Annotated in this window: 16 protein-coding genes and 1 pseudogene; 8 read left to right on the forward strand and 9 right to left on the reverse strand. The window is 64.1% G+C overall.

Annotation, left to right across the window (positions count from 1 at the left end):
- The first annotated feature begins 1 nt into the window (after position 1).
- Genes ACPFMA_RS20035 through lpdA form a run of 3 tightly spaced genes read left to right on the forward strand, consistent with a single transcriptional unit; the run spans position 2 to position 3,732 of the window.
- Entirely contained in the window at positions 2-1,060 is a 1,059-nt protein-coding gene (locus ACPFMA_RS20035; protein WP_064302489.1) for an alpha-ketoacid dehydrogenase subunit beta, read from the forward strand.
- Positions 1,061-2,341 (forward strand): dihydrolipoamide acetyltransferase family protein, encoded by a 1,281-nt coding sequence (locus ACPFMA_RS20040; RefSeq protein ID WP_009402969.1) that lies wholly within the window; start codon positions 1,061-1,063, stop codon positions 2,339-2,341.
- Positions 2,342-2,343: 2 nt separating this feature from the next.
- Complete coding sequence (lpdA, locus tag ACPFMA_RS20045) at positions 2,344-3,732, forward strand: dihydrolipoyl dehydrogenase (protein ID WP_425928527.1); 1,389 nt, start codon at positions 2,344-2,346, stop codon at positions 3,730-3,732.
- Positions 3,733-3,883: 151 nt separating this feature from the next.
- On the opposite strand, the gene ACPFMA_RS20050 is transcribed toward lpdA, so the two are convergent.
- On the reverse strand, positions 3,884-4,606 hold the full coding sequence (locus ACPFMA_RS20050) for a TylF/MycF/NovP-related O-methyltransferase (RefSeq protein ID WP_009402974.1): 723 nt from the start codon (positions 4,604-4,606) through the stop codon (positions 3,884-3,886).
- On the reverse strand, positions 4,603-5,469 hold the full coding sequence (locus tag ACPFMA_RS20055) for a hypothetical protein (protein WP_425928528.1): 867 nt from the start codon (positions 5,467-5,469) through the stop codon (positions 4,603-4,605). Before ACPFMA_RS20055 ends, ACPFMA_RS20050 begins: the two co-directional genes overlap by 4 nt.
- Positions 5,470-5,791: 322 nt before the next feature.
- Here ACPFMA_RS20055 and ACPFMA_RS20060 point away from each other — a divergent pair, with 322 nt between their 5' ends.
- Entirely contained in the window at positions 5,792-6,370 is a 579-nt protein-coding gene (locus ACPFMA_RS20060; RefSeq protein WP_420059588.1) for a hypothetical protein, read from the forward strand.
- Here ACPFMA_RS20060 and ACPFMA_RS20065 read toward each other — a convergent pair.
- Entirely contained in the window at positions 6,367-7,071 is a 705-nt protein-coding gene (locus ACPFMA_RS20065; protein ID WP_425928529.1) for a TraX family protein, read from the reverse strand. The genes ACPFMA_RS20060 and ACPFMA_RS20065 overlap by 4 nt on opposite strands.
- On the reverse strand, positions 7,071-7,886 hold the full coding sequence (locus ACPFMA_RS20070; protein ID WP_425928530.1) for an AraC family transcriptional regulator: 816 nt from the start codon (positions 7,884-7,886) through the stop codon (positions 7,071-7,073). The genes ACPFMA_RS20065 and ACPFMA_RS20070 overlap by 1 nt, the downstream gene beginning before the upstream one ends.
- An 86-nt stretch (positions 7,887-7,972) precedes the next feature.
- Between ACPFMA_RS20070 and ACPFMA_RS20075 the strand changes: the two genes are divergently transcribed.
- Positions 7,973-8,863 carry a DMT family transporter gene (locus tag ACPFMA_RS20075; RefSeq protein ID WP_425928531.1) on the forward strand — a complete coding sequence of 297 codons (891 nt, stop codon included), beginning with the start codon at positions 7,973-7,975 and terminating at the stop codon, positions 8,861-8,863.
- Positions 8,864-8,929: 66 nt separating this feature from the next.
- Here the strand turns inward: ACPFMA_RS20075 and ACPFMA_RS20080 are convergent, their stop codons facing one another.
- The 5 genes and pseudogenes from ACPFMA_RS20080 to ACPFMA_RS20100 form a co-directional block, all read right to left on the reverse strand.
- On the reverse strand, positions 8,930-9,268 hold the full coding sequence (locus ACPFMA_RS20080; RefSeq protein ID WP_425928532.1) for a hypothetical protein: 339 nt from the start codon (positions 9,266-9,268) through the stop codon (positions 8,930-8,932).
- A gap of 75 nt (positions 9,269-9,343) precedes the next feature.
- Complete coding sequence (locus ACPFMA_RS20085) at positions 9,344-10,123, reverse strand: methyl-accepting chemotaxis protein (RefSeq protein WP_376699766.1); 780 nt, start codon at positions 10,121-10,123, stop codon at positions 9,344-9,346.
- Positions 10,124-10,198: 75 nt separating this feature from the next.
- Positions 10,199-11,284, reverse strand: a pseudogene (locus ACPFMA_RS20090) (cache domain-containing protein); the annotation flags it as partial.
- 122 nt (positions 11,285-11,406) lie between these two features.
- Complete coding sequence (locus ACPFMA_RS20095) at positions 11,407-11,745, reverse strand: Rieske (2Fe-2S) protein (RefSeq protein ID WP_425928533.1); 339 nt, start codon at positions 11,743-11,745, stop codon at positions 11,407-11,409.
- Positions 11,746-11,891: 146 nt separating this feature from the next.
- On the reverse strand, positions 11,892-13,016 hold the full coding sequence (locus tag ACPFMA_RS20100; RefSeq protein WP_064302478.1) for an FAD-dependent oxidoreductase: 1,125 nt from the start codon (positions 13,014-13,016) through the stop codon (positions 11,892-11,894).
- A gap of 144 nt (positions 13,017-13,160) precedes the next feature.
- Between ACPFMA_RS20100 and ACPFMA_RS20105 the strand changes: the two genes are divergently transcribed.
- From ACPFMA_RS20105 to ACPFMA_RS20115, 3 genes are all read left to right on the forward strand, one after another.
- Entirely contained in the window at positions 13,161-14,078 is a 918-nt protein-coding gene (locus ACPFMA_RS20105) for a LysR family transcriptional regulator (RefSeq protein WP_009402986.1), read from the forward strand.
- A 409-nt stretch (positions 14,079-14,487) separates the two neighbouring features.
- Complete coding sequence (locus ACPFMA_RS20110) at positions 14,488-15,645, forward strand: alpha/beta hydrolase family protein (protein WP_425928534.1); 1,158 nt, start codon at positions 14,488-14,490, stop codon at positions 15,643-15,645.
- Positions 15,646-15,665: 20 nt separating this feature from the next.
- Positions 15,666-16,601 carry a VOC family protein gene (locus ACPFMA_RS20115; protein WP_009402994.1) on the forward strand — a complete coding sequence of 312 codons (936 nt, stop codon included), beginning with the start codon at positions 15,666-15,668 and terminating at the stop codon, positions 16,599-16,601.
- The last annotated feature ends 95 nt before the right edge of the window (positions 16,602-16,696 follow it).

Below are 16,696 nucleotides of genomic sequence, written 5' to 3' on the forward strand. Positions count from 1 at the left end.
CATGAACGACCACAACACTTCCATCCAGGTTGAAACCGCCATGTCGACCACCACCATGACCATGATCCAGGCCCTGCGCTCGGCCATGGACATCATGCTCGAGCGCGACGACAACGTGGTCATCTACGGCCAGGACGTCGGTTACTTCGGCGGCGTGTTCCGCTGCACCGAGGGCCTGCAGAGCAAGTACGGCAAGTCCCGGGTGTTCGACGCGCCGATTTCGGAAAGCGGCATCGTCGGCACCGCCGTGGGCATGGGCGCCTACGGCCTGCGCCCGGTCGTGGAAATCCAGTTCGCCGACTACTTCTACCCCGCCTCCGACCAGATCGTCTCCGAGATGGCCCGCCTGCGCTACCGCTCGGCCGGTGAGTTCGTTGCCCCGCTGACCCTGCGCATGCCCTGCGGCGGCGGTATCTACGGCGGCCAGACCCACAGCCAGAGCCCCGAGGCGATGTTCACCCAGGTCTGCGGCCTGCGCACGGTGATGCCGTCCAACCCCTACGACGCCAAAGGCCTGTTGATTGCCTCGATCGAATGCGACGACCCGGTGATCTTCCTCGAACCCAAGCGCCTGTATAACGGCCCCTTCGACGGCCACCATGATCGCCCGGTAACCCCTTGGTCGAAGCATGCGGCCAGCGCCGTGCCGGACGGCTACTACACGGTGCCGCTGGACAAGGCGGCGATCACCCGTCCGGGCAACGACGTTACCGTGCTGACCTATGGCACCACGGTCTACGTGTCCCAGGTCGCCGCCGAGGAAACCGGCGTCGATGCCGAGGTCATCGACCTGCGCAGCCTGTGGCCGCTGGACCTGGAAACCATCGTCGAGTCGGTGAAGAAGACCGGCCGTTGCGTAGTGGTGCATGAAGCCACGCGCACCTGCGGCTTCGGTGCCGAGCTGGTGTCGCTGGTCCAGGAACATTGCTTCCACCACCTGGAAGCGCCCATCGAACGCGTCACCGGCTGGGACACCCCCTACCCGCACGCGCAGGAGTGGGCGTACTTCCCTGGCCCTTCGCGGGTCGGTGCGGCATTGAAACGGGTCATGGAGGTCTGAATGGGCACGCACGTCATCAAGATGCCGGACATCGGCGAAGGCATCGCGCAGGTAGAGTTGGTGGAATGGTTCGTCAAGGTCGGTGACACCATCACCGAGGACCAGGTGGTGGCCGATGTCATGACCGACAAGGCCACGGTGGAAATTCCTTCGCCGGTCTCCGGCAAGGTCCTGGCCCTGGGCGGCCAGCCCGGCGAGGTCATGGCGGTGGGCAGCGAGCTGATCCGCATCGAAGTCGAAGGGGCCGGCAATCATCAGGAAAGCGCCGGCAAGCCGGCACCGGTGGTTGCAGCAGCACCCGAGCCGAAACCGGCTCCAGCTCCGGCAGCGGTGGAAGCGCCGGCGGCCAAACCGCACATCGCCGCCGCAGCGGTCGAGAAGGCACCGATCGTACCCCGTGGCGCCAATGAAAAACCCCTCGCCTCCCCCGCCGTGCGCAAGCGCGCCTGGGATGCCGGGATCGAACTGCGTTACGTCCACGGCAGCGGCCCGGCCGGGCGCATTCTCCACGAGGACCTCGACGCCTTCCTCACCCAGCCGACCCGCAGCGGCAACGGCGCCCCGGGCGGCTACGCCAAGCGCGAGGACAGCGAGCAGATCCCGGTGATCGGCCTGCGCCGCAAGATCGCCCAGCGCATGCAGGACGCCAAGCGCCGCGTCGCCCACTTCAGCTATGTGGAAGAGATCGACGTCAGCGCCCTGGAAGAACTGCGCCAGCACCTCAACGGCAAATACGGCGAAAGCCGCGGCAAGCTGACCCTGCTGCCGTTCCTGGTGCGCGCCATGGTCGTGGCCCTGCGCGACTTCCCGCAGATCAACGCCACCTATGACGACGAAGCCCAGGTCATCACCCGCCACGGCGCGGTGCACGTGGGCATCGCCACCCAGGGCGACAACGGCCTGATGGTGCCGGTGCTGCGCCACGCCGAAGCCGGCAGCCTGTGGCATAACGCCAGTGAGATCTCGCGCCTGGCACAGGCCGCACGCAGCAACAAGGCCAGCCGCGACGAACTCAGCGGCTCGACCATCACCCTGACCAGCCTCGGCGCGCTGGGCGGCATCGTCAGCACGCCGGTGGTCAACACCCCGGAAGTGGCGATCGTCGGGGTCAACCGCATCGTCGAGCGGCCCATGGTGGTCAACGGCCAGATCGTCATCCGCAAGATGATGAACCTCTCCAGCTCCTTCGATCACCGGGTGGTCGATGGCATGGACGCCGCACAATTCATCCAGGCCGTGCGCGGCCTGCTCGAACAACCCGCCAGCCTGTTCGTGGAGTAAGCATGCAGACCCTGGACACCACCCTGCTGATCATCGGCGGCGGCCCCGGCGGCTATATCGCCGCGATCCGCGCCGGGCAACTGGGCATCCCCACCATCCTGGTCGAAGGCCAGGCCCTCGGTGGCACCTGCCTGAACATCGGCTGCATTCCGTCGAAGGCGCTGATCCATGTGGCCGAGCAGTTCCATCAGACCGAGCTGCACAGCCGCAAATCCACGCTCGGCATCAAGGTCGCCACGCCAAGCCTGGATATCGGGCAGAGCGTGGCCTGGAAGGACGGCATCGTCGACCGCCTGACCACTGGCGTTGCCGCCCTGCTGAAGAAAAACGACGTCAAGGTGATCCACGGCTGGGCCAGGATCATCGACGGCAAGCTGGTGGAAATCGACGGGCAGGACCTGCGCATCCGCTGCGAGCACCTGTTGCTCGCCACCGGTTCCAGCAGCGTCGAATTGCCGATGCTGCCGCTGGGCGGCGCGGTGATCTCCTCCACCGAAGCCTTGTCGCCCAAGGCCCTGCCCAAGCGCTTGACCGTGGTCGGCGGCGGCTATATCGGCCTGGAGCTGGGCATCGTCTACCGCAAGCTCGGCGTGGAGGTCAGCGTGGTGGAAGCCCGCGAGCGCATCCTGCCGACCTACGACGCCGAACTGACCCAGCCGGTGGCCGAATCGCTGAAGAAGCTTGGCGTGCAGCTGTACCTCGGGCACAGCGTCGAAGGCTTCGACGCCGCGACCAAACACCTGAAGGTGCGCACGCCGGATGGCGAGGAGTTGTCCCTGGAAACCGACCAGGTGCTGGTCGCCGTGGGACGTCGTCCGCGGACCAGAGGCTTCAACCTCGAAGCCCTGGACCTGAAGATGAACGGCGCCGCCATCGCCATCGACGAGCGCTGCCAGACCAGCATGCGCAACGTCTGGGCCATCGGTGACGTGGCAGGTGAGCCGATGCTGGCGCACCGGGCCATGGCCCAAGGCGAGATGGTCGCCGAACTGATCGCCGGCAGGCAGCGGGCCTTCGCGCCTGCCGCCATCGCGGCGGTGTGCTTCACCGATCCTGAGGTCGTGGTGGCAGGCAAGACCCCGGAAACTGCCAAGGAAGAGGGACTGGATTGCCTGGTGGCGCAGTTCCCCTTCGCCGCCAATGGCCGGGCCATGACCCTGGAATCGAAGAGCGGCTTCGTGCGCGTGGTGGCACGGCGTGACAATCACCTGATCGTCGGCTGGCAAGCGGTGGGCGTCGGGGTTTCCGAACTGTCCACGGCCTTTGCCCAGTCACTGGAGATGGGCGCGCGGCTGGAGGATGTGGCGGGGACCATCCATGCACACCCGACACTGGGTGAGGCGGTGCAGGAAGCGGCGCTGCGGGCGTTGGGGCATGCGCTGCATATCTAAAGCGGGACGCGGACCCTGTGGGAGCGGGTTCACCCGCGATTGCGGTAGTGAGTTCACAATAGCAATCGCGGGTGAACCCGCTCCCACAATGTCCGCGTACAAACAAAGAAGGCCGCTCAATGAGCGGCCTTCTTGTGTTCCAGCAGTCCATTCAGACGCGGAAATACCCCACCGAAGAATCGAACGGCAAACGCTTCAGCTCCACCTTGTTCAGGTCCAGCACATCACGCAGCGCGGCAGTCTCGCCGGGGAAGTTGCGATAGGCGACTTCGTCCAGGACCACGATGGCGCCCTTCGGCATGTACGGCAGGAAGGTTTCCAGGGCGACCTTGGTCGACGAGTACAGGTCGGTGTCAAGGATCAGCATGGCCACTACCAGGTCCGGGCGGGTCTTGACGAAGGCCGGTACGGTTTCAAGGATGTCGCCCTTGACGATCTCGCAACGCGGGATGCGGTTGACCGGACGCACCAGGTCGTTGGCATCGATCATGTCCTGGATCAGGCTTTCGTCGGTGTCGGAGAACATGCTTTCGTTGATGTCCGCCGGGTCTTCCTTGGCATCGATGCTGGCAAAGCCCTGGAAGGTGTCGAAGCCGATGATCGAACGGTTGATCGCATACGGCTCGAGGATCATCGACAGCTGCATGTAGAGCATCAACGAGTTGCCCTTGTACACGCCGCATTCAACGATGGCGCCAGGGATGTCCTGGACCATCTTGAACAGTTCGATCCGCGACAGCGCCGCAGTCACGGCGATGCGGTTGGCGAAGACGAAGGGGGCATCGGCCACGTATTGGGCATCGACACGGCTCAGCACGCTGGCGCGCTTTTCGTTGTACTCGACCTCGGCAGCGGTCAGACGACGCTTGGTCATGGGTTAACTCCCTGGAATTGCGAAAAGTCGCTGGCATGGAAAAGGTCTTTGAAGCCGGCTTCCACGTCGAAACAACCGTTGTCGACATTCGGCGCGCCGCGCTTGTGAATCAGGTCCTGCAGGTGGATCAGGCGGAAGTCCACGCTGAAGCGGATGCGGTCGGTGTGGTTGGCCACGGTACCGTGCAGGTGGGCGCCGGAGAACATCAGGATCTCGCCGCTGTTGCCGGCGATGCGCAGTTCGGCACTGGTGTCGATCTCTTCCAGGGGCACGGGGTGCACACGGCTTTCCTGGGTGATGTTGTCCTTGGCCTTGAGGCGCTGGTTGCTGATCCAGTCGGTCAGGCTCCAACTGGGGGACGAGTTCTGCACCGGCCTGGTGAAGTACGCCGGGTTGATCATCATGGTCTGCCCGGGCTCGATGCTGTAGATCGGCATCCAGGTATTGAGCTGGCAATCGACGCTGCCATACCAGGTATCGCGGTGAGGCTTGTAGGCATAGCTGACGCCGGCGTGCAGGTAGTCGTAGTTGGGGACCACGCGCACCCGCGGGACGTCGAAGATGTAGTCGTTCGGGTCGGCACCGATTTCCAGGATGTAGTCGCGGATCAGCGCCTTGGCCTGTGGCCCGTTGGTGAACTTGCGCTTGAGCCGGGTGACGTGCTCGACGAAGGTTTCCACCGGCATCTTCTTGTGCAGCGACAGGTGGTCGGTCTCGCCGTCGAAGGCTTCGGTGATGCTGTGCCGGGCCAGGGCGCAAAGCTCATGGGCGCTGCGCAGATGGGTATCGAGGAAGATGTCGCCCGCATAGACCTGCTCGCGGAATGCCGGCTTCTTCTGCAACTGGTTGATGTAGAGATTCATGGGTGCCTCTTCCTCATTAAGACTGATGCCCGCCGGGCGGGCCATGAATTGAAGTGGACGCAAGGCGACGTCCCCCTGCCCGACCGGCAGGGAACTCCAACCGCATGGGCTGCCGGGTCATGGCCCGGCTGTAGTGATCTTGTGATCGGCATCACGCAGGCAAACTTTAATGCCGCCCGGCTTGCCGCAAGCGGCAAGGGGTTTCCGCACGGAGGCACAGCGGCGCACCCTTTGGAGGATCAAAGCCCCGGGACACAGGGGTTTGACCAGACTGGCACAGCTATTGCCCGTACTGGTGGTCCCATTCAAGGAGATCGATCCTGTGAGCATCATCAATGGCCATGGCTGGCAGAACGCTGCCGTCCAGCAACAGCGAAACCTGCCCGCCGTCAGCGGCGTGGACGAGCAAACCTATCAGGTGCAGACAGCCAACGTGTCGCTGCTTTCCACCGTCGCCAGTGCGGCGGCAACACGCAACGCTTCCAGCTCCACCTACCAGGATGCCAAGGACGCGCAGGACGAAGCGTTCGCCAAGCTCAAGGTAGCCTTGCAGAACCCCGCCGACAGCGACGCGACCAGCCGCAGCGCAGCCCAGGAATTCCGTGACTACATGGCGCTTTCGCCAGCGGAGAAGATCCGCCTGAAGATGCTCGGCGAGCTGGGCCTGACCGAGGCAGACTACGAGGCCCTGCCACCCGAGAAGAAGGACGCGATCGACAAGCAGATCGCCTTGCGCCTGAAGGAAGAAAGCGAGATCAAGTCCATGGCCGGGATGGAGCCGCAGATGCAGGCGGCAGTGGCGGCACAGACCTTGATCAGGCCGCTGAGCGAGGTGGAAGCAACAGACCCGGCGCAGTTGCGCAAGGACAAGGAGGATCGGGAGGATCCGCTGAATGTCTAGAAGCCGGTGCCCGCCGGAACCATGTGAGCGAACACGCTGATCGCGGCAAGGTGCAACGGATAGAACGCCCAGGCCCACCGCCCCACCGGCGGCACCGGGCCGGGCCATTCGTGGCGCAGCAAGGCCAGGCCGAGCGACACCGCCATGAACGCGGTACCGGCTACCATCAGCGAAACCGGCGCCAGCGGATGCTGGAACAGCCAACCATTGGTGAAATTCCCGGCGACCGCCAGTAATCCTGCCAGCCAGGCAAACCGCCGCTCTTTCAACGCGATCAGCAACGCCGCCGGCAGCAGCACGCCCGGCAGACCGTACATCAGCCAGGCGCTGCCCAGCGTCGCGACAAACGCAGCCACCAGCGCCAGCCATGTCGCGGCACGGGTGCGCAGATGCACACCCCAGGCGAGCAGCAGGCCAAGGCCCAGGGTCGGCATCACGTTCAGGGTCGGCGAGCCGTTGTCGAGCCAGCGATACGGCACCTCGGACAGCAGCGAAAACCCCAGGAACCACCACAGGTATCGCCACTGGATAGTCGTCGCGCGCAGCACATTCGCCGCCAGCGCCAGGCAGAACAACGGGAACGCAAGGCGCCCGGGGATGAACAGCCACTCCTGCTGCGGCCACAGGTAACGCAGGTGATCACCGATCATGCTGACGATCGCCAGCCACTTGAGCAGATCGAGGGACGCCGAGCGAGCCATCAACGCGACCGGAACGCCGCCGGGGTCACCCCGACCACCTTCTTGAAGGCGCGGGTCATATGGCTCTGGTCGAAGAAGCCACAGGCCAGGGCCGTCTCGGCCAGGTCGGTACCCAGGCGCAACAGCGCCTGGGCCCGCGCCACTCGCTTCTGGATCTGGTAACTGTGCGGTGCCACCCCGACCTCGCGCTTGAACACGCGGATCAGGTAGAGCGGGTCCATCCCGGCATCCAGGCCAAGGGTTTCCAAGGACAGGTTGTGCTCCGCCTCATGGTCAAGACGCCTGCGAATGCGCCGCACCGCTTCGCGCTCGGGACGACCGGGGCGAGCCAGGTCATGCCCGTGCCGTTCGAACAGAGCGGCTAGCGTCTCGACCAGCAGCGTCTCGCGCTCCAGCGGCAACAGCGAATCGGCGAGGCGACCATGGGCCGAGAGCAGGCACCGGGCAAGCGCCGGATCATCGCTCATCGGCGCGCGAAACAGGTGCACGTACTGGCTGGCATGACGTCCGGCCAGCACATGCTCGTTCAACCAGCAAGGATCGACATACAGCATGCGGTAGACCCACCCAGCCTGGTCCACCGGCACCCCGTCATGGATCTCCCCCGGGCTCAGGGTCACCACGGTGCCACTGCCGCCGAGGTGGTGGGCGCCACGGTAATACAGCTTTTCCACCCCGTGGGTGATCACCCCGAAGGCATATCGATCATGGGCATGCCTGCCGAAATGCTGCTGGCTGTAGCGCGCGCTGAGCAGCTCGCAGCCCCCTTCGGGAATGCGCAGGAAACGGCAAAAGTCCTTCTCGTGCGGCGTCATTGGCTGTCCAGTTTCGTCCAATCGTTGCGAAGGCAGGCCTGATAGGTTCTGCGTTCCCAAGCAAACCTGCAAGCGATGCCTTCCACATGCAAAACAAACGTGCCCTCCTGGAACTCACCACTGGCGGCCTGATGCTCAGCCTCTCGGCACTGGCCGTGGCCTTCGCCGATATCGGCGCGGGTGGTGCCGGTTTCTACCGCATGCTATTCGCCTCGATCCTGTTCTACCTCTGCCTGAAATGGCGCCGGGTACCGGTACGCCTGCCATCGGCGGCGGCCGTGCGCCTCACTGCCCTCGCCGGCCTGTTCCTGGCCATCGACCTGATCCTCTGGCACCACAGCATCTACATCGTTGGCCCGGGGATCGGATCGATCCTGACCAACTGCCAGGTGTTTTTCATGACCCTGCTGGGCCTTTGGTTGCTCAAGGAAAAACCGTCGCTGAACTTCAGCCTCGCCATCGGCCTCGCGTTCTTCGGCCTGTACCTGCTGCTGGCGCCGGAGATGAGCAGCGAAGCCGGCGTACGCGGCGTACTGTTCGGGATTGCCTCGGGCCTGGCCTACGCGGTCTGCGTCTACTACCTCAAGGCCGCCAGCCAATTGCCCTGCGGCGGCGGCGACAAGCTCGCGCAGATGCTCAACCTGAGCCTGTGGGCCGGACTGGTGATGCTGGGCTATGCGCTGCTGCGCGGCGAGAGCCTGGTTATCGCTGACGGGCAGACCTTGCTGATGCTGGTGATCTACGGGGTGATGGTGCAGTTCGCAGGCTGGCTGCTGGTGAACCGCTCGATCGGACATATCAGCCTGGGGCTGGCGGGGTTGATCCTGCTGCTGGAACCGGTGATCACCTATTTCGTGGATGTCGCCCTGCTGCAGAAACCCAGTTCCGCAGTCCAGATCGGTGGGGCGTTGCTCACGGTGGTGGCGGTGTATATCGGGTCGTTGCGGCCGCCGGAGAAGGTGTGCGTAACGCACTGAAGGCTTGACGCAAACCGCTGGAAGCAGCGGCCGCGCAGCGCAGCCGCTGTCCAGTCGAGGCGTGACCTAGCGCCTGGCAATACGGTTACGCTCGTGGCGAATACAGCCATCGTAGTAGGTCTTCTTCACCGAGGCCGGTTGCAGGCGGCTGCGGCTGGCGTAGGTCTGCTCGGTGATGCCCACGGCCATCCGCGGCATCCATCGTTCCGCGTACTTGCGCGTCTTGAGATTCTCCCGGGCCCGCCACAGGGTGGTCCCGGAGAGCTTCGAGTGCTGTGCCGAGCGGGCCACTTCCGAGCCCCAGCGGCACATTTCGATCTGTTTCCTGTTCAACTCCCTGGCCTGGGCCGAGGTCATCACCGACATCAGCACCAGGGCCACCGCACCTGCATATCCGAATCGCATCTGGAAAAAGGTCCCACTGTCCAAGAAGCGAAAAATGCTATGCGAAAACAAGGGGTTGAAAGGGCCATCACGGCGTTACGACTTGAACCGCCCCACCAGTTGATGCAATTCCTGCGACAGCTCCGAAAGCCGTCCCGAATCCTCCCGAGCAGAGCCTGCCAGTTGCTCCACCACCCGCGCCTCGTCGTAGATCTGCTGGATATGCCGGTTGATCTCCTCGGCGACGCTGTGCTGCTCTTCGGCCGCTGCCGAGATCTGCAGGTTCTGGTCGCGGATCTCGTTGACCGAAAGCTGGATGCCTTCGAAGCTGTCCCGCGCATTTTCGATGGACGAGACACTGGCCCGGGACAGGTCCAGGCAGCTTTCCATCTTCTCCGAGACTTCCTGGGTCTTGCTGCCGAGGCTGTTGAGCAATTGGTCGATTTCCCCGGTGGAATCGGAGGTGCGCTTGGCCAGCGCGCGTACCTCGTCGGCGACCACGGCGAAGCCCCGGCCCTGGTCTCCCGCCCGCGCAGCCTCGATGGCCGCGTTGAGCGCCAGCAGGTTGGTCTGCTCGGCGATACCGCGAATGGTACCGAGGATCTGGTTGATGCTGCGGCTGCCGGCCTCCAGTTCGAGCATGGCTTGGGACGACTCCACCAGGCGGCTGCCCAGGCGGTTGACGTTCTCGGTGGTCTGCTCGATCTGCTGCTTGCCTTCGGCCACCCGGCGATGGCCGTTCTCCGCGGAGTCGGCCGCGCTGCTGCAGGAACGTGCCACTTCATTGGCGGTGGCGACCATTTCGTTGAACGCGGTGGACACCAATTCCACGGCCTCGCGCTGGCGACCGGCGGCCTCGTTCATGTTCCCGGCCATCTCGCTGTTGGCCCGGGACGCGTCATGCAGGTTGGTGGAGGCTGCGCCGATGCGCTGGATCAGTTGACGGATCGCCGCGAGGAACTTGTTGAACCAGCCTGCCAGTTCGGCGGTTTCGTCCTTGCCGTGGACGCGCAGGTCCTGGCGCAGGTCGCCCTCGCCCTCGGCAATCGACTGCAGGCCGCTGCTGACCTGGCCGATCGGCTTGACGATAACCCGCGAGAAGGCCGCCGCGATCACCGCGAACAGCAAGCCCAGCACGATCACGATGCCGGCGGTGAGCCAGGTCATGCGCGTGGCCGTGGCCATCACTTCCTGCTCCTCGATCAGGCCGACGAAGCGCCAGCCCAGGCCGGGCGAGGTCCAGACATTGGCCATGTAGCGGGTCCCGCCGATCTCCACCGCCGTCGAGCCCTGGGTGGTCGCGGCCAGCCTGGCATAAGGTTCGCCCAGGTCCTTGAGCGGCTTGAAGCTGTGGGCGCTGTCACGCGGGTCGACCAGCACGATGTCGTTTTCGATCAGCATCACGTAGCCGCTGTCACCCAGCTTGATGCTCTTGACCAGTTCGGTGAGGTTTTTCAGGGAAACGCTGACCACGAACACACCCTTGGCCTTGCCAGCCTCGTCGAGCATGGCGCGCGCGGTGCCGACCAGCGCGACATCGTCCTTGTCGTAGTAATACGCGCTGGTGCGTACGGTCCTGTCGGGGCTGGCCATGGCCGCCTTGTACCAGGGACGGGTGCGCGGGTCGTAGTTGGCCAGTTTCGGATCATCCGGCCACTTGGCATAGCTGCCGTCTTCCAGGCCGATGGACAGGATGGCCGCGGCCGGGTGGGTCTCGCCGTACTGGGCGAAGCGGGCGATCACTTGCCTGGCGGATTCCGGCAACGGCTGCTGCGCAGCATCCGGGCCCTGGTAATGTTTCAGGCTGGCGACAGAGGTGTATACAGGATCCTTGGCCATCTGATCGACGTTCTGCTGCGTTCCGTCGAAGAACTGCCGCATGTTGCCGTCGATCTGGCGGATTTCACGGGTGCTGCTGTCGAGGAACTGGCTCACCGCGTCAGACCGGGTATTGCTTACGGCCATGATGCCGACCAGGCTGACAGGGAGGATGGCTACGGATATGAAGGCAAGGGCAAGCTTGGTTTTTATTCTCATGAAAGAGTCACGATCCAGGCAGAAGTTGATCCATTGGTCAGATAATGGCACCTTGCCATCTATTGGTTTTCGGCCGAAGCATCGTGAATCTTTAGGGTTGATTTTGTGTACAAGTTATCACTCTAGTGAATCCACAGATTGAGCTGCTCGTCCTGGTGGATTTCCAGGGCCTGGAGTGACTGGCCCAGGCAAGGGCCCAGCAGGCAGGAACCGTCGGCGGGATCGAACAGCGCGCCGTGGGCGAAACAGACGATGTGCTGGCCGTCGCCGGACATGAAACGGTCCTTGCGGTATTGCATGGCGACGTCGAGGTGCGGGCACAGGTTGCGGTAGGCCTTGATCTTGCCCTTCCACTTCAAGGCGAGGACGGTGTCGCGGCCCTGGTGCCAAGGGTCGAAGCCGCGGGCCTGGCCTTCTTGCAGATGGTGTTCGTGGCATAGCAGAACAGGAACGTTCGACACACTTGCTTCCTTCCACATGACTCATGGATTTACGCGGACTCTGTGGGAGCGGGTTCATCGGAGCGCCGAACCGCCGCGATGACGTCAGTGAATTCACTAGCGCAATCGCGGGTGAACCCGCTCCCACAGAGTCCGCGTAACGCTGTTCAGATCGGCTCGGCCGTGCGCGCCAGCATCGCCTTGGTCAGCCCGACCCGGTCGAACCCGGCATCCCGGGCCATTTCCCGTTCGCCAGCCAGGATCGAGTTTTCGGCGATGTACTTGCAGCGGTCGAAGCGGCGCATCATGAAGCGTTGCAAGCGGGTCCGCAGGTCACCGTCGCCGAACAGTTCCTCGGCCAGCACCAGGGCATCCTCGATGGCCATCCCGGCACCCTGCCCCAGGTGCGGCGTGGTGGCATGGGCCGCATCGCCGATCAGGATCACCCGGCCCTTGAACCACGGGTCATCGACGAACAGCACCTCCATCGGCTTGTAGACCACCTGGCTGTCATCGGTGATCTGCTCGCGCAGCTCGCCGACCAGCCCGCCGATTCCGGCGATGCGGTCGCGCATGGTGGCCGCCAGTTGGTCTTTCTCGAACCAGGGGTTTTCCGGCTCATGGGAGGTAGAGAACATGTACATCAGGCCGTCCGACAACGGCACCAGCCCGGCATTGCCTTCGGCGCCGGTGTAGCTGGCCAGGTGGTCGATGGAGGGATGCCGGGGGAAGTTGTAGCGCCACACGGCCTGGCCGGTGAAGCGCGGGGTATAGGTATCCCCGTAGAGCAGGCCGCGGATCTTCGAATACACGCCGTCGGCACCGATCATCAGGTCATAGCGGCCACTGGAGCCGTCGGTGAAACTCACATTGAGGTCGAGGGGAAATTCTTCATAGGAAGCCACGCTGATGCCGAGGCGTACCCGGGTACCGAGTTCGATGGCGGTATCGCTCAGCACCTGGTGCAGGGCCAGGCGCGAGATGCCGACGTTGGCCGGGTATTGCGGACCGGCCAGGCGCTGCCCGGGAATGCGCGCCAGGGCCTTGCCCTGCAGGTCGTAGATGCCGACGTCCTCGAAGGGGTAGGCAGCGTCCAGGTAGCGATCGAGCACCCCGAGGCGGGCCATTTCCCGGACCACGTTGCTCTGCTGGATGATGCCGACGCCGTACACCGTCCACTCCGACTTGATCTCCACCAGGTCGACCTCGACCCCTTGGCGCCGCAGCGCGATCGCTGCGCACAGGCCGCCGATGCCGCCGCCCACGATCAATACTCTGTTGATATCGCTCATGCGTATTTCCCTTGTTCTTGTTGTCTGGATCAGCCCTCGGGCAGGAGGCTGGAAGCACAGGCTAGGAACCGGGGAAGGATTTGACTAATCGTTACTGGGGATGCAGGGTATCGCGAAAATAAATACAACAACGAGATGCCTGCCATGCGCTTCAAACACCTGGACCTGAACCTCCTGGTGGCGCTGGATGTCCTGCTCGAAGAGCAGAACATCACCCGAGCCGCCGAACGTCTGCACATGACCCAATCGGCCACCAGCGGGGTGCTGGGCAGGCTGCGCACCTACTTCGAGGACGACCTGCTGGTCCAGGTCGGGCGCAAGATGATGCTCACTCCACTGGCCCGCGACCTGGAAATTCCGGTGCGCGAAGTGCTGCTCAAGATCCAGACCTCGATCACCGCCAAGCCGGTGCAGGACATCGCCGAAAGCAAACGGCATTTCCGCATCATGGCCTCCGACTACCTGATCAGCGTGCTGTTCGCCGAAGTCATCCGCGAGATCAACCGGCACGCGCCGCTGATGACCTTCGAACTGATCAGCCCTGGCGAAACCGCACGGGAAATGCTGATGCGCGGGGAAGTGGACCTGATGATCGCGCCGGACCACTACATCGTGAAGGAGCACCCGTCGCAGTTGCTCTTCGAAGAGCAGCACGTCTGCGTGGTGTGCCAGGACAACCAGGCGGTGGGCGAGCGCCTGACCCTGGAGCAATACCTGGAGCTGGGGCATGTCTCGGTGGTATTCGGGCGCAGTCGCACGCCGGGGATCGAGGAATGGTTCATGAGCGAATACGGCTGCAAGCGCCGGCTCGAAGTGATCACCCACGACTTCAACACCCTGCCGCAACTGGTGATCGGCACCCAGCGCGTGGCCACGGTACACGGCCGCCTGGCCCGGCTGTATGCACGCAACCTGCCGCTGCGCATCGTCGCGCCACCGGTCAACCTGCCGGCGATGCAGGAGTACATGAGCTGGCACCGCAGCCTCGACCGGGATCCGGTGCTGGCGTGGCTACGGGGGAAATTGCTGGAAATGGCGAGCGCGACACCGTTGGCGGCCTGACGCTTCCTTCAAAACCGACTCGGCCCCCTGTGGGAGTCCGCTCAGCCTTTCAGGCTGCGCTGTCGCACAAAGAACAGTTCCAAGGCACGACGCGTACCCTGTGGGAGCGGGTTTACCCGCGATTGCTATGGTGAATTCACTACAGCAATCGCGGGTAAACCCGCTCCCACAGGAGACGCGTGAAGCTAAAGACCAGTGCTCGGCACGGAGCACCCAACGTCTCCCCCCGCTCCAACTCCCCCTCCGCGCCATGTATCGCGTCACCGGATAGCTGCCATCCGAACAAGCGATTTGTCCGATTCCCGGAGCCCATGCGAGTTTGCAACGGCTGCCCGAAGGGCGGTCGCCGCGTGCTTCGGCAGATCTGCAGCGCAGGCCGGCGACGTGCATAACAAGAAGGAAAACAACCATGTTCCGTTACTTCCCGAGCAACTACGTGTGGAACCTCTCGGTCAACCTGGCCATCGAGATGGGCGCCCGCATCGGCGAAATCGTCGAGATGTGCGAGCCGCTGCAAGAGGCCGCGAAACAGCCTGATGCCGAAGGCACCCGGGCCTTCCGCGAGACCTGGGCGAAAATGGCCGACAAGCTTTGCGAGCTGGCTGCCGAGGACGAAGCCCGCGGCCGGCTGCTGTCCGCCGGCGAGAAATACAACCGTGCGGCCACCTACTACCTGACCTGCGAACGCCTCCAGGCCCACGGCGCCCCCGGGCGCATGGCGCTGTACCAGCGCTTCCTCGACACCTTCGCCCGCGGCATCACGCTGTCGAAGGAGAATTGCGAACGGGTCGAAATTCCTTATGAGGGCAAGGTGCTCTCCGGCCTCTACGTGCGCGCCGAAGGGGTCAGCGGCCCGGCACCGGTGCTGGTCCAGCTCAACGGCCTGGACTCGACCAAGGAAATGAAATACCGCGTCGGCCTGCCCGCATGGCTGGCCAGGCGTGGCGTGGCCTCGCTGCTGATCGACCAGCCCGGCACCGGCGAAGCCCTGCGCCTGCATGACCTGAAGGCGCGCTACGACGCCGAGCACTGGGCCAGCCGCGTGGTGGACTGGCTGCAGGACCGCGCAGACATCGATCCCAAGCGCATCGGCTGCGAAGGCGTGTCCCTCGGTGGCTACTACTGCCCGCGCGCAGTGGCCTTCGAACCGCGCTTCGCCTGCGGCGTGGTGTGGGGCGCCAACCATGACTGGCGCGATGTGCAGAAACGCCGCCTGGAGCGCGAAGGCAGCTTCCCGGTGCCGCATTACTGGGAGCATGTGCGCTGGGTCTGGGGCGGCAAGGACATCGAGGCGTTCATGCAGATCGCCGAGAACGTCCACCTCGATGGCGTCGTCGAGAAGATCCGCGTGCCCTTCCTGGTCACCCATGGCGAGCAGGACTCGCAGATCCCGCTCAAATGGGCACACCGCACCTACGAGCAACTGGTCAACAGCCCCAAGCGCGAGCTGAAGATCTTCACCTCCCGCGAAGGCGGCGTACAGCACTCCAGCTTCGACAACTCCATCAATGCGGGCCAGTACATCGCCGACTGGGTCGCCGAAACCCTCGGCGGCCGCACCGCCTGAACCCTGGATAGAACACCATCATGAACATCATCGGACCCGATTACCTGGTCTTCGGCGTGGACAACGTCGCCGACTGCGTGCAGTACATGACCGACTACGGTCTCAAGCCTTGCGATATCGACGAAAGCGGCGGCTGGCTCGAAGCCCTCGATGGCACTGGCGTGCTGATCCGCCCTCGCCACGACCCGCGTCTGCCGCCGGCCATGGAAACCGCCACCACCCTGCGCGAAACCGTGTACGGCGTCGCCGACGAAGCTACCCTGCAGGCCATCGAGGCCGAGCTGGGCAAGGACCGCGAAGTGCAGCGCGGCGAGGATGGCGTGCTGCGCTGCGTGGACGACATGGGCTTCGCCCTCGGCTTTCGCATCACCCGGCGCCGTACCCTCGACCTGCCGGGCGAAGCCAGCCATGCTCCGGGGGCGCCGGCAGCGCGTGCGGTCAATGCGCTGGGTGCGAGCAACGACATGCCGGCCTTGCCGCGCAGCCTGTCCCATGTGGTGTATTTCGTGCCGGATCCGGACCGGGCCGAGGCGTTCTACCAGCGCCTGGGCTTCGTCTGCACCGACCGTTTCGCCGACACCGGACCGTTCCTGCGGCCCGGCGGCACCCAGGACCATCACACCCTGTTCCTGATCCAGACCCCGCCGTTCATGAAAGGCATCGAGCACTTCACCTTCCATATGGGCGGGCCGACCGAAGTGCTGGTGGCTGGGACGCGGTTCGTCGAGAAAGGCTACGAGTCGTTCTGGGGCCCGGGACGGCACCAGTTGGGATCGAACTGGTTCTGGTACTTCAACAGCCCCATGGGCTGCCATGTGGAATATGACGCCGACATGGACCTGCACGACGAGCAATGGACGGCCCGCGTGGCCGCGCCAGGGGCGGATAACTCGCAGTATTTCCTGTTCCACTACCAGGAGAAATGGTTCCCGGGCGGGCCGCCGGCCAAGCATTGAGGGAATGCAAAAAGGGGGTGTCGGATGACACCCCTTTTCCTTGACGCGGACACTGTGGGAGCGGGTTCACCCGCGATTGGGATGGTGAGTCCACT

It is taken from the genome of Pseudomonas sp. NyZ201, assembly GCF_049860765.1.
GTDB classification, from domain to species: Bacteria; Pseudomonadota; Gammaproteobacteria; order Pseudomonadales; family Pseudomonadaceae; genus Aquipseudomonas; species Aquipseudomonas bharatica.

Bases quoted from the DNA above. Each gene is read 5' to 3' on its own strand.
- ACPFMA_RS20105 (WP_009402986.1), top strand. From the start codon at position 13,161: ATGCGCTTCAAACACCTGGACCTGAACCTCCTGGTGGCGCTGGATGTC.
- ACPFMA_RS20100 (WP_064302478.1), bottom strand. From the start codon at position 13,016: ATGAGCGATATCAACAGAGTATTGATCGTGGGCGGCGGCATCGGCGGC.
- ACPFMA_RS20085 (WP_376699766.1), bottom strand. From the start codon at position 10,123: ATGGCCGGGAACATGAACGAGGCCGCCGGTCGCCAGCGCGAGGCCGTG.
- lpdA (WP_425928527.1), top strand. From the start codon at position 2,344: ATGCAGACCCTGGACACCACCCTGCTGATCATCGGCGGCGGCCCCGGC.
- ACPFMA_RS20040 (WP_009402969.1), top strand. From the start codon at position 1,061: ATGGGCACGCACGTCATCAAGATGCCGGACATCGGCGAAGGCATCGCG.
- ACPFMA_RS20070 (WP_425928530.1), bottom strand. From the start codon at position 7,886: ATGACGCCGCACGAGAAGGACTTTTGCCGTTTCCTGCGCATTCCCGAA.
- ACPFMA_RS20050 (WP_009402974.1), bottom strand. From the start codon at position 4,606: ATGACCAAGCGTCGTCTGACCGCTGCCGAGGTCGAGTACAACGAAAAG.
- ACPFMA_RS20115 (WP_009402994.1), top strand. From the start codon at position 15,666: ATGAACATCATCGGACCCGATTACCTGGTCTTCGGCGTGGACAACGTC.
- ACPFMA_RS20055 (WP_425928528.1), bottom strand. From the start codon at position 5,469: ATGAATCTCTACATCAACCAGTTGCAGAAGAAGCCGGCATTCCGCGAG.
- ACPFMA_RS20075 (WP_425928531.1), top strand. From the start codon at position 7,973: ATGCAAAACAAACGTGCCCTCCTGGAACTCACCACTGGCGGCCTGATG.
- ACPFMA_RS20035 (WP_064302489.1), top strand. From the start codon at position 2: ATGAACGACCACAACACTTCCATCCAGGTTGAAACCGCCATGTCGACC.
- ACPFMA_RS20080 (WP_425928532.1), bottom strand. From the start codon at position 9,268: ATGCGATTCGGATATGCAGGTGCGGTGGCCCTGGTGCTGATGTCGGTG.
- ACPFMA_RS20065 (WP_425928529.1), bottom strand. From the start codon at position 7,071: ATGGCTCGCTCGGCGTCCCTCGATCTGCTCAAGTGGCTGGCGATCGTC.
- ACPFMA_RS20110 (WP_425928534.1), top strand. From the start codon at position 14,488: ATGTTCCGTTACTTCCCGAGCAACTACGTGTGGAACCTCTCGGTCAAC.